Consider the following 13,338-nt stretch of genomic DNA (forward strand, 5'->3'; position numbering starts at 1 on the left):
AACAGCCGAGCGCCGATCGGAGCACGCCTCGGGCCGTCCGACGACCCTCGCCCTGCACGGGATCGACGGCGGCGCGCGCCTCAGACGAACAGACGGCGGTCGTTGTGCGGGTTCATCCGCGCCAGGTCGGCGACGAACTCGCCGAACTCCAGCTGGTAGGCGGCCTCCAGCTCGCGCGCGCGTTCGCGCAGCCGTTCCCATTGCGGGTTGTTCTGCGGCCGGTTGAAGGCGAACGCCATCACGTTGCCCTTCTGCCGGGCCGGCAGGCACACCACACGGCCGTCGAACACGCCGCTCAGGCGGTTGCGATAGTCGGGAAAGCGCTTGTCCGAACTCCACAGGTTGATCGCCAGCACGCCGTTCTCGGTCAGCCGGTCGCGGCAGGCGGTGAGGAAGTCGCTGGAGATCAGCGAAGGCACGATGCCGGTGGACGAATAGGCATCCATCATGATCACGTCGGTGGCGCCGGGCGGCATCGCGTAGACGTGGGCCGTGCCGTCGGCCACCTGCACGCTCAGGCGCTCGTCGTCCTGCGGCAGGTGGAACATGCTGCGCGCCACGTTCACCACCTGGCTGTGCAGCTCGACGCAGGTCAGCCGGGTCTGCGGCAGCTTGTGGTGCACCCACTTGGCGATGGAGCCGCCGCCCAGGCCGATCAGCACCATCTCGCGCGGCGGCTCGACGAACAGCAGCAGGCCGAAGGCGCAGCGGGTATAGGCCAGCACCAGCTCCAACGGATCGGCCACCCGCATCGCGCTCTGGGTGTCGTCCTGGCCGAAGTGCAGCTTGCGGATACCGAATTCCTCGGAGACGTCGATCACCACGTCCTGGTCGCCGTGCGGCGAGCGTTTGGAACGGAACAGCATCAGTCGGCCCCGCAGCCGGCCACGTCGTCGGGGCGGTTGGCCAGGATGTTGATGCGATTGGGTTCGCTGAAACTGTCGCGGTCGAACGCCTTGTCACCGTCCTCGCGCTCGACGCCGTCGGCGCGGGCGTTGACGAAGTCGAACAGGTTGGTGTCGGCCAGATGGGTGGGCACCACGTTGCGCAGCGCGCGGAACATGTTCTCCACCCGCCCCGGAAAGCGCTTGTCCCAGTCGGCGATCATGTCGCCCACCACCTGGCGTTGCAGGTTGGGCTGGCTGCCACACAGGTTGCACGGGATGATCGGGAACTGCTTGGCCTCGGCGTAGCGCACGATGTCCTTCTCGCGACAGTAGGCCAGCGGGCGGATCACCACGTGGCGGCCGTCGTCGGACACCAGCTTGGGCGGCATCGCCTTGAGCTTGCCGCCGTAGAACATATTGAGGAACAGCGTTTCCAGGATGTCCTCGCGGTGGTGGCCCAGCGCGATCTTGGTCGCCCCCAGCTCGTCCGCCACCCGGTAGAGGATGCCCCGACGCAGCCGGCTGCACAGGCCACAGGTGGTCTTGCCCTCGGGCACCACGCGCTTGACGATGGAGTAGGTGTCCTCCTCGACGATGCGGTACTCGACCCCCAGCGACGCCAGGTATTCCGGCAGCACGTGCTCCGGGAAGCCCGGCTGCTTCTGGTCCAGGTTCACCGCGACGATGGAGAAATCGATCGGCGCGGAGCGTTGCAGCCCCAGCAGGATGTCCAGCATGGTGTAGCTGTCCTTGCCGCCGGACAGGCACACCATCACCCGGTCGCCCGGCTCGATCATGTTGAAGTCGTTGATCGCGTCGCCGACGGCGTGGCGCAGCCACTTGGTGAGCTTGTTGAAGTTGAACTGGGCTTTCTTGTCGGCCTCGGACAGCGCCGCGTGGTCGGTGGTCGTGTTCATGCAAAGCAGACGGGGCGCCGAGCGCCCCGCCGTAGATGGTTGAATTGGCGCGGATTTTACCGCAGCCCCGCGCCGCTGTCAGCGCGCGGCGGCGCCGCGCCCGGCCGGCAGGTCGCGGCCGGCGAAAGCCACCAGGCCCAAGTCGCCGCGGCCGCTAAAGCACCACGTTGCGCCCACCGTCCACCGGCAGCACCACCCCGGTGAGGTACGGCGCTTCGAGCAGGAACAGGATGGCCTGGGCCAGATCCTCCGGCGTGCCGGTGCGCCCCAGCGGAATCGACGCCTCGATGCGCTCGCGCTCTGCACGGCCGAACACCGCCTCGCTGTCCGGCCACAGGTTCACCCCCGGCGCCACCGCGTTCACCCGCACCCTGGGCGCCAGCTCGCGCGCCAGCCCGCGCGTCATCGCCACCAGTCCGGCCTTGGCCACGCTGTACAGCGCCAGCCCGGGGCACGGCCGATCGACGTGGATGTCGGCGATGCTGACGATGGAACCGCCCGTCTCGGCCAGCTCCGGCGCGGCGGCCTGCGCCAGGAACAACGGCGCCTTGAGGTTCGATCCGACCAGCGCATCCCACGCCGACTCGGTGAACTGCCCCACCGGCGTGGCAAAGAACGACGAAGCGTTGTTGATCACCGCATCCAGCCGGCCGAAATGGGTCAGCGCCGCCGCCACCAGTTCCGGCAGGCGCGTGCTGTCGAGCAGGTCGAGCTGGCAGGTGGCTGCACTGGCCGGACGTCGCCCGTTCAGTTCTGCCGCCAGCGCCAGCGCCGCGTCGCGGCTGCCCCGGTAGTGGATCAGTACGCGCCAGCCGCGCGCGTGCAGGTAGCGCACGATGCCGGCCCCGACGCGCCTGGCGCCGCCGGTCACCAGCGCCACCTTGTTGTGTTCGTTATCCATGCCTTTGCCTGCAAGCCGGGCCGCGCCGCCCGGAACGCGCCGCCGGGAGCATCCGCTCCGCCGGTCGCGCCGCCCCGGTGGGCCGGCCGCTCATGACGATTTAGAATTGCTGTTTTGCACGATTCTCACGCCGCCCATGCTTCCCTCGCAAGACAAGCCCCAGTTGCCGTTGCCCGCGCCGGATGCCCGCGCCGCCTCCGAAGCGCTTACCGACGCCATCCGCGCCGAGATCGCAGCCCACGGCTGGATCAGCTTCGCCGACTACATGCGCATGGCGCTGTACACCCCCGGCCTGGGCTACTACGCCGGCGGCGCGGCCAAGTTCGGACAGGGTGGCGACTTCGTCACCGCGCCGGAATTGTCGCCGCTGTTCGGCGCCTGCGTCGCCGCCACGCTGGCGCCGGTGTTGCAGGCGCTCGACCGCGGCGAAGTGCTGGAATTCGGCGCCGGCACCGGGCAACTCGCCGCGCAGGTCCTGGCCGAGCTGGAGCGGCTGGATTGTCTGCCGCGCCGCTACCTGATCGTCGATGTCTCCGCCGAACTGGCCGCGCGCCAGCGCGCCACGCTGGCGGCACTGGTACCGCACCTGCTGGACCGGGTGCAGTGGCTGGACCGCCTGCCGCAGCGCTTCGCCGGCTGCATCCTCGGCAACGAAGTGCTCGACGCCATCCCGTGCGACCTGGTCTATCGCGACAGCGCGGGCGCGCTGTTCGAGCGCGGCGTGGTGTGGAAGGACGGCTTCCATTGGGAGGACCGCCTGCTGGCGCCGGGCCCGCTGCTGAGCCTGGCCTCCGCGCTCGAACTGCCGCCGGACTACCTCACCGAGATCCAGCCGCAGATGCACGGCTTCGTCCACAGCGTGGCGGACATGCTGGAACGCGGCATCGCGCTGTTCGTGGACTACGGCTTTCCCGCCAGCGAGTACTATCACGCCCAGCGCAACCGCGGCACGCTGATGGCGCACTACCGCCACCACAGCCTGAACGACCCGTTCTTCCTGCCCGGCCTGAGCGACCTGACCTGCCACGTCGACTTCTCCGCCGTCTACAGCGCCGCCGATGCCTGCGGCCTGCAACTGGAAGGCTACGTCTCGCAGGCGCAGTACCTGCTGGACGCCGGCCTGCCCGAGCGGCTGGCCGCACTGCCGCAGGCGCAGTACCTGTCCGCCGCGTCCGCCACCCACAAGCTGACCAGCCCGGCGGAAATGGGCGAACTGTTCAAGGCCATCGCCTTCTCGCGCAACCTGGCGCTGCCTTCACTGCTGCCGGGCTTCCGCGCCGCCGACGACTCCTACCGCCTGTAGCACGCGGCGTGCTTGACAGCCCGGGCCAGTCACTTCAGAATCTCCGGCTCTTATGGCTATGTAGCTCAGTCGGTTAGAGCACAGCACTCATAATGCTGGGGTCACAGGTTCGAGTCCCGTCATAGCCACCAGACATCCTTTCCAGGGCAACCTGGAAAGTAAAAACCCCCGACAAGTTCGCTTGCGGGGGTTTTTTCGTTCGATGAAATTCGGGCCAGTCGGAACGCATTGTTAGATCTATTTGTTGGTACAACATCGAGATACCAACAACGGCCGGAAAATCGAAAGCAGATGCCCTCACCATCCTCGCCCTGAAAGGCAAGATTGCCCCGGAGTGGGCCGCCGCCTCCAGAGAAACCAAGGCACCGCACAAGACTCCTTGTGGGGGTGGTCTGATAAACGTGCTCAGCGGCTGAGTGCATGCGAGGGGTGCTCGGTTCAATGGCTGGGGCATCACCTCCCCGTGCCGCATGCACGCGCTGCTGAATCCACACTTCGATTTCAGGTTCGATCCAGGCGACCGCCCGGCCGCCAATGGCAATGGCGCTGGGCGCCCGGTGCTGTTTGATCAGGCCGTACCACACGGTTTTGCTGAGGCCGACCCGGGCGAGGACTTCGGGCAGACGCAGCAGGCGAGTACCTGGTGGCAGTGCTTGCACCGTGGGGTGCGACGCCGACGCAGTCGTTGCAGATAGGGACGTGCCATTCATGCACCCGCCCCCTTCCCCATGCGCTGGGTGCGGCTGGCCTGGTAGTGCTCCAGATCGGCCAGCCGGTAAAACACGCGCCGGCCCTGCTTGAAGTAGGCAATGCCCCCACCCCGGCTGCGCTTGGTATTGAGGGTGGCTTCAGAGAGGCCGATCAGAATGGCGGCCTGGGCTGGCGTGAGCCGATCCGGATTGAAACCGCCCTTCTGCAGCTGATGATTCAGCCGCAGCCGCGCCGCATCCGCCCGGGTGAGCAGGTTGGCCGGATCGGCCCGCAGCGCATTCAGTTCGGCCTGGCTGTAGCAGAGCTGACGGTGGTCGGTATCGCCCAGGACATAGCAGCGCGGCCCGATCCCCAGCTCCCGGCGCTCGATCAGCACCGGCAACGGCCAGCCCAGCACGGCAGCCGCCTCGACCTCCGCCACCAGATCGGTGGGCAAGCCCAGTTCGTTGGAAGGAATGTTCATGTTGGTGTGCTCCGAATGAGACGGGAGCAATGTCCAACAGTCCGGTGTGACGCGCCTGTGGATGGATTTCCGAGGCGGGGGTGAGGCGGGGTGGTTAGGGCTGGAAGTGAGTAACGGTGCGGGTTACGGGCAGATAGGCTCGTCCAGGAGCAGGAAACGCATCCATTTGAGGCGCGCTTTGGGCGCTTCAAACACCGCTACCAGAACTGTCATGCCAACGTGTTTGCAACAGGAAGAAAGCATGCCGGTGTGGCAAGCTGCGGCAGGGTCAGCGTGTCGGTATGATTAGCGTGAATATACGGACACCGCTGTAGAAAAACCGCACAAGATCAAGGCCATACGGACATTTATCCGCGTCCTTATTATTGAGCATGTACTGACAGAACTGTCAGTCTATTAACTATTAGGCCACACGGAGGCAGTAGCCGTGAACTTCGAATTCAATATAGAGCTCGTGCTTAGTCATCCACCTTCAAGGGTGGTAGTTGGCACTGTCTCCAGCCCATCCGTGGATTATTGGACCCTTGGTCCTTCATCAACAATTGGCGGCCTTCCTATTCAAAGCCTCGCCCTCCCACCAAGAGCACTTACCAAGGAAGGCAAGCCACGGTTTGATCTCGTGGCATTCCAACTCACGCGCAGAGATCATTGCAGTCAATTTAAGGCAGGGCAGCGAGTACTCGTAGAGAATGTTCTTGGGGTTTCTCCATGAACAAGAAACGGCCTAACAAGTCCGTCAACGGGACGCCAAACTGCTGCGCAGTTTGGTTCCCTCCGCTGCGCTCCGGCGCCCGTTACGTCCAACGCTGGGCGACTTTAGAAAGAGGGTGAGGACGGTGAAATCATTTTCTGAAATTGAGTTTGGAAAGGCCCGTGGTGAGCTCGAAGCAACGGATTTGCCAGTACTTCTCGAACGTGGGTTTTACGACATTAAAGGCTCGCTTGCCTCGGTAAATAAACGAGACAAGTACTTGATACTAGGGTTCAAAGGGTCTGGTAAATCGACGATTGGCGAAAAACTTAGGCTGGATAGTGAGGCCATACAATCAAGGCAGAAGCAGTTGATTGTCGTCAAGCACTTGGAAGATTTTCCGTTTAAGAATTTTTCAAAAATATTTGCAGGACAGGCGGAGCCAGAAGCTAAGTATCCGACGTCATGGTCTTGGATACTTATGCTCGTGATAATAGACCACCTCAGAAGTGATCCGGGCGCAAGGGATCCAATCAATCTCAGTTACAACGAGTCAATAAGAAAGCTGGAATCCCTTGGCGTGTTACCAGTCGCAGATATTAAGAAGTTGGTTATTCAGTCGTCAAAAAGTGGGTTCAGAGCAAATCTATTCAACGTGTTTGAAGTCACAAATGAGACAACCACCCAAAGTGGTGATCTCAACTTCATGACGATAGTCGAGTCTTTGAAACTACTGGTGCAGAATTACTATACTGAAGGGGGATTGACCCTTGTTATTGACGGGCTTGATGACATCCTTTCAAAGCGAGAGGTTCAGTATCAGTCTCTTGCCGCATTGATATTCGAAGTTGATCGGTTGAATCTGCATTTCAAGAAAAACAAGAAACCAATCCAAATTGTTGTGCTGTGTAGAACCGAGTTATTCGAGAGATTGCCTGGCCCAAACAAAAACAAAATTCGGCAAGACTCTGCTGTTGAGCTTGACTGGTATCACGATCCCAAAGAACCCGAAAAATCAATGCTTGTCAGATTGGCAAACTTAAGGGCTAGCCTCTCTGTCGAGGAAGAGGTTGATGTCTTCGCAAAATGGTTCCCGGAGAGAATTGATGGAGACAAGGCGGCACACTTTTTGCTTGACCTGACTAGACACACGCCGCGCGACTTTCTGGCGCTACTTAATTCGATACGTCCATATTATGAAGGCGGCATTCTTTCTAGGGATCAAATATTGAGTGGAGCAAGATCCTACTCAACGAATTACTTTCTCCCGGAAATTCGTGACGAATTGGTAGGTTACATAGGCGAGGATACCATGGATCGACTGATTGCTGTTTTTGGTGAAGTTCGAGAGCGAGAAATATCTTCAACAAAGCTGAAAGATGTTGCGAGCAATTATGGGTTCTCTGAGGATGACCTTCTGTCTATACTTAAGTCTCTATTTGACTGCAGCGCAATTGGCAACAAGTGGAGAACTCCTTCTGGCACCAATCGCTACGAATTCAGATTTCGGAATAGAAACTCGGCATTTGATAGAACCAAGACGATAGTTCTGCATAAGGGGCTCTGGAAAGCACTCAATTTGGTGTGAAGTCGCCCAACCATTCGCTGCAGCCCGACCGCCCTGACGGGCGTCGGCCTGAGCTCAAACGTTAGGCTTAAAGATGCTTACCGACATATTTTCATTCAGATATCTCAAGCATCCAGTATGGATCTCATATGGAGAGGTAGAGCAACGCCTTTTAAATCAGCTCATGGGAATCGCAGACGAGGCAATTCCTTACTACAGCAGCGACGGAAAGGAAATCGAATCAAATAAGGAAAAGTGGAAGCTTCTGCATAATCGCCTTGCGCGGGAACTTGGCATTGATGAGTTGTCGCCTCGCTACTACTCGTATATGCAAAAAAACGGGTATGGCACTGAGATGCCAGTTTCCGGATTTTGGGGATGGAATCACGTATGCAGCAAGTTTGTGAAGGCGCCCTTCAACCCCCAAATCCATAGTCCGGACAGGTTTATTAAAGAGCGCATTAGTCTCATTGAGTTGGTCTTGCGCCTAAGAGGGGAGGAGATAACTCAGCTAAATGCGAATCTTCCCCAGGCCATACTCGAGGCCCAATTGCGCTCCAAGCAGTCCAATCGTGGCATGAGGATTCCGGGCGATCCAACAGAAGGCATGAAGGCATGGAACAAGGCACAGAACAGTGCCTATTCAGAGCTAATAGACGAAGCCAATGTGCGCTTTTGGAGAGCTGGTGCCCCGCTGACATATCACAACGGATTCATCCAAGTTTCATCTGATGAAGTCGTAGAAAAGAATATCGCCAAGCCATTCTGGGACTTGATTTCATCTGCAGAGTGGGTAAACGTTGACCTTGATATGAAAGAGGCCCTTGATCGGAGAGATTCAAATGACAAAGACCCTGCAATATTCGCCGCCAAGGCATTAGAAAGCGCAATTAAAATCGTGTCAGACCTCAAGGGTTGGACGCGGGGAAAAGAAACCGGAGCGTCGAGTTACATAGATAACTTGATAAGCAAGGCAAATGGCTCATTTCTTGACGCATGGGAAGGCGAGATGCTAAAAGACTATTTTCGCAAGGTGCGAAATAACCTTGGTCACGGCCCAGGCAGCGAGCCAATGCCAGCGCTCTCTATCCCTCAAACCGATTGGGCAATTGAAACAGCCATGTCTTGGGTGAGAACTCTTATCCGTCGTATGTAATGCTGCTGCATAACCATTCACCGCAGAAGCGACGGTCCTTGCCGCACCTTGAGCTCAAGCCACACTACGCGGCATAATCCACCATTCCAGCGGACTGCTTCCGGTGACCGCTGAACTAAGGAATTACCTATAAGCCCAGCTTTTGTATAAAGCCAAATGGTATTAAACCATCCGATGCTTAGCTGGCCATCGAAGTAAATTCAAAAGACCGCCGATTCACCACTGGACCCCATCTCGTAGCAGCGCAGAAGTGCATGCACTTCACACAGAACCTTGGCCCTGCCTGTGCTAGAGAAGATTTCATACAGCACAAAGCCGGGACCATGCCGACCACTTTGGCCCCATCGGGACCAGCTTGCAAACCCAGCATTTATGCGGCTAGGACCAGCGGGACCGCTCAAAAATGTGGGGACGGAGTAGTCAGGTGAGAGCACAAGAGGAAGTGGTATTAAGGTCACCCCCCCCCAATACGGGGATACGCCATCCGTTACCTATTACTTAAAATCAGCCGGATCGACATACCAGGATTTCTGTAAAAAGCTTAAATAGTCTGCCCACCATTGCATCATCTTTTTACGCTCAGCCATATATTCCGCTTTATGGATATATGCAGCCCGAACGCCATTCCGCTCTTGATGGCTCATTTGCCGTTCAATAGCATCTTTACTCCAATGCCCGGATTCATTCAAAGCGCTGGATGCCATAGTACGAAACCCATGGCCGCATATCTCGGTTTTGGTGTCGTATCCCATTCGGCGCAATACGGCACCCATCATGTTTTCGCTTATTGACTCTTTACACCGGCAATACCAGATCGAACTGCTCGGTGAGTTGGTGGATCACCTACAGCGCTTCCTCTGCCCCTACGTCGGTAGCGAAAGGCTGAGCGCATGCGCTTCTCCCTTCCAGGCTCGCGGATGTGCCCGCGGCCAGGGCAGTGGGGCATAGACCTCTTCCACGCCCACACCTTCGGCCCAGCACGAGGATGGCTCACGGATCACTTTGGAAGCAGGCAAGGGAGCACCGCTTCGCGCTGCTGCTTGCACCTCGTTGTTGGTACCTACCCGTCACATCAAACGGATTGTTGGTACATTTTGTTTATCAAATCCGACAAACTCAACAAAATAGCGGCATACAGCCATATTTACGGTTCCCGTCATACCACCAGACATCCTTTCCAGGGCAACCTGGAAAGTAAAAACCCCCGACAAGTTCGCTTGCGGGGGTTTTTTCATTGCGTCTGGAGTTCGCGCTCCGCGGATGGTCGCCCTTGTACCACCAGACCCGATACACCACCTGTCCCGATGCTGGCATCGCGCGCCCCGGCAATGCCATGATGCCGCCTTCGATCCATTGCCATCTCTGCGCAGCCATGAAACTCCGCGTGGTGCTCGTCGTCGCCGTCATCGCAGGCATGGTGCTTGAGGTGTTAGCGCCGAGCACGACCTCATCCCTTCAGCCGCCGCTGGGTTGGCGCGATCTGCTATTCGTCTTCTTCGGCAGCGCCATCGGTATATCGCTGGTCCTCGGCTTTCAGGCGGTGCTCAGGAACGGAAAGTCGCTCCGCTGGGGCTGGTATTTCTTTGCCATCAGCACCGCGTTCCTTTTGGGCGCGGGCCTATCGGGCATTGCCATTGCGCTCGCCTCGAAAACGCTTCAGCCAGCCTCGTTCCTGTGCCTTGCGTTGGCATGCGGCATGTCAGGCACTCTGGCGGCGCTCAAGGCAGTTTTCCCCGGCCGATTCCAGGATGCCGCCTGACGCTTCCCGCGCAGCTCGCCTGCCGTCGTCCCTCTCCGCGCCACTCGGGGCCGCTTCACCCTAATCCTCGTTCAACGCCTCGAAGCGCGCGGCCAGGTAGTCCACCAGCGCCCGCACCGACGGCAGCAGGCCGCGCCGCGACGGGAACACGGCGTGGATGATTTCACGCCGCGGTGCCCACTCGGGTAGCAGCTTAACCAGGGTGCCGGCGGCCAGTTGCTCGCGCACCATCATCTCGGGCATCTGCACCACGCCGACGCCGGCGATAGCGGCGAAGCGCAGCGCCAGCATGTCGGTGGTGACCAAGCGCGGGGCGTGGTGGATTTCGGCCACGGCACCGTCGGGCCCGTGCAGGCGCCAGACGTGGGCCTGCTGGGGGCTGCCCAGCGCCAGGCTCGGGCAGTCGTTGAGCGCGGCCGGGACGGTGGGTCGGCCACAGCGCTCCAGCAGCGCGGGCGCCGCCACCAGGCACTGGCCGCGGTCGGAAAGCACGCGCAGCACCAGATCGCTGTCGGCCAGCGGCGGTGGCCGCACGCGGATGGCGAGATCGACGCCTTCGCCGATCAGGTCCACGCGGCGGTTGGTGGCGTCCAGGTGCACGGTCACCTTGGGATGCAGCGCCATGAAGTCGGCCAGCATCGGCCCGATATGCACTTGCAGCAGCGCCACCGGACAGCTCATGCGCACCACGCCGCTGGGCTGGGCGCGATTCTGGTCGATCAGCGCCTGTGCCGCTTCGGCCTCGACCAGCATCGCCTTGCAATGCTCGTAGTAGCTGCGGCCGATGTCGGTCACCGAGAAATGGCGGGTGGAACGCTGGATCAGCCGCACGCCCAGGCGCTCTTCCAGGCCGGCGATGCGCCGGCTGAGCTTGGATTTGGGTTCGCCCAGCGCCCGCCCCGCCGGGGCGAAGCCGCCGTGCTCGACCACCTGCACGTAGTAGTAGAGATCGTTGAGGTCTGGCGCTGCCATCGTTCACCAAATGGAACACTGATGGCCGATATTAACGACTACACGTGAATTCGTTCCACCAATAAGCTTTCTCCATCGACGGCCAACCCCGCCGCCATCAAGGAGATCGCCATGAAACAAGTCCTCGGTATCTACAGCGCCCCCCACGGGCACTGGGTGGGCGACGGCTTTCCGGTGCGCTCGATGTTCTCGTACCACAGCCACGGCGCGCAGCTCAGTCCGTTCCTGCTGCTGGACTACGCCGGCCCCGCCGATTTCACGCCCACCACCCGCCGCCGCGGCGTCGGTCAGCACCCGCATCGCGGCTTCGAGACCGTGACCATCGTCTACAAGGGCGAAGTGGCGCACCGCGACTCCACCGGGCGCGGCGGCGTGATCGGTCCCGGCGACGTGCAGTGGATGACGGCCGGCGCCGGCATCCTGCACGAGGAATTCCACTCCGAGGATTTCGCGCGGCGCGGCGGCACGCTGGACATGGTGCAGCTGTGGGTGAACCTGCCGGCCAGGGACAAGATGACCGAGCCGGGCTACCAGCCGATCCGCGATGCCGAGATCCCGCGGGTGGCGCTGCCTGGTGAAGCGGGCACGGTGCGGGTGATCGCGGGCGATTACGCCGGCCACGCCGGCCCGGCGCGCACCTTTTCACCGATGCACGTCTGGGATCTGCAACTGCGCGGCGGTCATCTGACCGACTGGCGCGTGCCGGAGGGCTGGCACAGCGCGCTGGTGGTGCTCAAGGGCACGGTTGAGGTGAACGGCCAGGCCATCGCCCGCGAAGCGCAACTGGTGGTGCTCGACCCCGCCGACGGCGAATTCACGCTGGAGGCCGCCGGCGACGCCAGCGTGCTGTTGCTGAGCGGCGAGCCGATCGACGAGCCCATCGTCGGCCACGGCCCGTTCGTGATGAACAGCGAACAGCAGATCGCCGAGGCCATCGACGACTTCAACAGCGGCCGCTTCGGTCGCATCGATCGCTGAGCCCGCCTTGCCCCGGCCACCCGCCGGGGCGGGCGATCCGGCGCTACCGCCCCACCGGGCGTTTTCCAATCCCCACGAAGGAGCAAGCCCTTGACCCGACCACACGTCCATTTCCACACGCGCCGAAAAAGCTGAAGCGCCTCACCGCCCGGCCGTGCCAACAGCCCGCCGGCCGCATGCCGGCCCCATTCCAGTCACCACCCAACCGACACGGAGCACCATCATGAATCTGCCCAACACCATCGCCAACTTCAACGGCGCCAAGCCCGTCATCGACCCCGACGACGCGGTGATGCTGCTGATCGACCACCAGAGCGGCCTGTTCCAGACCGTGAAAGACATGCCGATGACCGAGCTGCGCGCCAACGTCACCACGCTGGCCAAGGTGGCCACGCTGGCCGGGATCCCGGTCATCACCACCGCCTCGGTGCCGCAGGGCCCCAACGGCCCGCTGATTCCCGAGGTCCATCGCTATGCGCCGCATGCGCAGTACGTGGCGCGCAAGGGCGAGATCAACGCCTGGGACAACCCGGACTTCGTCGCGGCGGTGAAAGCCACCGGCCGCAATACGCTGATCATCGCCGGCACCATCACCAGCGTGTGCATGGCGTTTCCCAGCATCAGCGCGGCCTATGACGGCTACAAGGTCTTCGCGGTGATCGACGCCTCGGGCACCTATTCCAAGATGGCCCAGGAGATCACCCTGGCGCGCGTGGTCCAGGCCGGCGTGGTGCCGATCGACACCGCCGCCGTCTGCTCCGAGGTGCAGAAGACCTGGAACCGCGACGACGCGCTGCAATGGGCCGAGGCCTACAGCGCCGTGTTCCCGCCATACCAGCTGCTGATCGAGAGCTACGCCAAGGCGCAGCAGGTGGCGATCGATCAGGAGGCGCTGGATTCGGCGCGCTGATCCCGCGTCATCCTGTTCAACATCGCTTCACCCGAAAGGCGCCCTCGTGGCGCCTTTTCTCGCATGACGATGCCATCCGCCCGGCGCCTGGCGATACCGTCTTGGTATCGCCCGCGTCACGGT

Annotated in this window: 13 protein-coding genes and 1 tRNA gene; 7 read left to right on the top strand and 7 right to left on the bottom strand. The window is 61.1% G+C overall.

All coding sequences use genetic code 11. The features are described 5' to 3' along the window. Nucleotides 1-80: 80 nt before the first annotated feature. From C556_RS0103430 to C556_RS0103440, 3 genes are all read right to left on the bottom strand, one after another. On the bottom strand, nt 81-866 hold the full coding sequence (locus tag C556_RS0103430) for a fused MFS/spermidine synthase (RefSeq protein WP_018746831.1): 786 nt from the start codon (nt 864-866) through the stop codon (nt 81-83). Then, nucleotides 866-1,804, bottom strand: a complete 939-nt coding sequence (ttcA, locus tag C556_RS19160; RefSeq protein WP_018746832.1) for a tRNA 2-thiocytidine(32) synthetase TtcA — start codon at nt 1,802-1,804, stop codon at nt 866-868. Before ttcA ends, C556_RS0103430 begins: the two co-directional genes overlap by 1 nt. A gap of 154 nt (nt 1,805-1,958) precedes the next feature. Next, nucleotides 1,959-2,705: a pteridine reductase gene (locus C556_RS0103440; protein ID WP_018746833.1), complete on the bottom strand. Its 747-nt coding sequence runs from the start codon at nt 2,703-2,705 to the stop codon at nt 1,959-1,961. Between the two features lie 136 nt (nt 2,706-2,841). Here C556_RS0103440 and C556_RS19165 point away from each other — a divergent pair, with 136 nt between their 5' ends. Next, nucleotides 2,842-4,008 carry a class I SAM-dependent methyltransferase gene (locus C556_RS19165; RefSeq protein ID WP_018746834.1) on the top strand — a complete coding sequence of 389 codons (1,167 nt, stop codon included), beginning with the start codon at nt 2,842-2,844 and terminating at the stop codon, nt 4,006-4,008. Nucleotides 4,009-4,062: 54 nt separating this feature from the next. Continuing rightward, nucleotides 4,063-4,139 (top strand) — tRNA-Met (locus tag C556_RS0103450). Here C556_RS0103450 and C556_RS24180 read toward each other — a convergent pair. Further along, nucleotides 4,128-4,718 (bottom strand): helix-turn-helix transcriptional regulator, encoded by a 591-nt coding sequence (locus tag C556_RS24180; RefSeq protein ID WP_083930326.1) that lies wholly within the window; start codon nt 4,716-4,718, stop codon nt 4,128-4,130. The two genes, C556_RS0103450 and C556_RS24180, sit on opposite strands and share 12 nt — an antisense overlap. Further along, complete coding sequence (locus tag C556_RS23570; protein ID WP_018746835.1) at nt 4,715-5,182, bottom strand: helix-turn-helix domain-containing protein; 468 nt, start codon at nt 5,180-5,182, stop codon at nt 4,715-4,717. Before C556_RS23570 ends, C556_RS24180 begins: the two co-directional genes overlap by 4 nt. 836 nt (nt 5,183-6,018) lie before the next feature. On the opposite strand from C556_RS23570, the gene C556_RS22735 reads away from it, so the two are divergent. Both C556_RS22735 and C556_RS22080 read left to right on the top strand, forming a co-directional pair. Further along, the gene (locus tag C556_RS22735) at nt 6,019-7,461 is read left to right on the top strand and encodes a P-loop ATPase, Sll1717 family (protein WP_157235776.1); all 1,443 of its coding nucleotides are present in this window, start codon (nt 6,019-6,021) and stop codon (nt 7,459-7,461) included. 73 nt (nt 7,462-7,534) lie between these two features. Continuing rightward, on the top strand, nt 7,535-8,596 hold the full coding sequence (locus tag C556_RS22080; protein ID WP_083930328.1) for an AbiJ-NTD4 domain-containing protein: 1,062 nt from the start codon (nt 7,535-7,537) through the stop codon (nt 8,594-8,596). Nucleotides 8,597-9,090: 494 nt separating this feature from the next. On the opposite strand, the gene C556_RS22085 is transcribed toward C556_RS22080, so the two are convergent. Next, complete coding sequence (locus tag C556_RS22085; protein WP_245559209.1) at nt 9,091-9,372, bottom strand: tyrosine-type recombinase/integrase; 282 nt, start codon at nt 9,370-9,372, stop codon at nt 9,091-9,093. 494 nt (nt 9,373-9,866) lie between these two features. Between C556_RS22085 and C556_RS0103460 the strand changes: the two genes are divergently transcribed. Next, a complete protein-coding gene (locus tag C556_RS0103460; protein WP_157235783.1) occupies nt 9,867-10,355 on the top strand; it encodes a hypothetical protein in 489 nt (162 codons plus the stop codon). A 60-nt stretch (nt 10,356-10,415) separates the two neighbouring features. On the opposite strand, the gene C556_RS0103465 is transcribed toward C556_RS0103460, so the two are convergent. After that, a complete protein-coding gene (locus tag C556_RS0103465; RefSeq protein ID WP_018746837.1) occupies nt 10,416-11,327 on the bottom strand; it encodes a LysR family transcriptional regulator in 912 nt (303 codons plus the stop codon). Nucleotides 11,328-11,438: 111 nt separating this feature from the next. Here C556_RS0103465 and C556_RS0103470 point away from each other — a divergent pair, with 111 nt between their 5' ends. Beyond that, complete coding sequence (locus C556_RS0103470; protein WP_018746838.1) at nt 11,439-12,305, top strand: pirin family protein; 867 nt, start codon at nt 11,439-11,441, stop codon at nt 12,303-12,305. A 223-nt stretch (nt 12,306-12,528) separates the two neighbouring features. Further along, nucleotides 12,529-13,215, top strand: a complete 687-nt coding sequence (locus C556_RS0103475; RefSeq protein WP_018746839.1) for an isochorismatase family protein — start codon at nt 12,529-12,531, stop codon at nt 13,213-13,215. Nucleotides 13,216-13,338: the final 123 nt, after the last annotated feature.

The organism is Chitiniphilus shinanonensis DSM 23277, assembly GCF_000374805.1.
In the GTDB taxonomy this organism is placed as follows: Bacteria; Pseudomonadota; Gammaproteobacteria; order Burkholderiales; family Chitinibacteraceae; genus Chitiniphilus; species Chitiniphilus shinanonensis.

Excerpts from the sequence above, each read along its gene's own strand:
- C556_RS0103430 (WP_018746831.1), bottom strand. The coding sequence starts at position 866 with ATGCTGTTCCGTTCCAAACGCTCGCCGCACGGCGACCAGGACGTGGTG.
- C556_RS22085 (WP_245559209.1), bottom strand. The coding sequence starts at position 9,372 with ATGATGGGTGCCGTATTGCGCCGAATGGGATACGACACCAAAACCGAG.
- C556_RS22080 (WP_083930328.1), top strand. The coding sequence starts at position 7,535 with ATGCTTACCGACATATTTTCATTCAGATATCTCAAGCATCCAGTATGG.
- C556_RS0103465 (WP_018746837.1), bottom strand. The coding sequence starts at position 11,327 with ATGGCAGCGCCAGACCTCAACGATCTCTACTACTACGTGCAGGTGGTC.
- C556_RS23570 (WP_018746835.1), bottom strand. The coding sequence starts at position 5,182 with ATGAACATTCCTTCCAACGAACTGGGCTTGCCCACCGATCTGGTGGCG.
- C556_RS0103470 (WP_018746838.1), top strand. The coding sequence starts at position 11,439 with ATGAAACAAGTCCTCGGTATCTACAGCGCCCCCCACGGGCACTGGGTG.
- C556_RS19165 (WP_018746834.1), top strand. The coding sequence starts at position 2,842 with ATGCTTCCCTCGCAAGACAAGCCCCAGTTGCCGTTGCCCGCGCCGGAT.
- C556_RS24180 (WP_083930326.1), bottom strand. The coding sequence starts at position 4,718 with ATGAATGGCACGTCCCTATCTGCAACGACTGCGTCGGCGTCGCACCCC.
- ttcA (WP_018746832.1), bottom strand. The coding sequence starts at position 1,804 with ATGAACACGACCACCGACCACGCGGCGCTGTCCGAGGCCGACAAGAAA.
- C556_RS0103440 (WP_018746833.1), bottom strand. The coding sequence starts at position 2,705 with ATGGATAACGAACACAACAAGGTGGCGCTGGTGACCGGCGGCGCCAGG.
- C556_RS0103475 (WP_018746839.1), top strand. The coding sequence starts at position 12,529 with ATGAATCTGCCCAACACCATCGCCAACTTCAACGGCGCCAAGCCCGTC.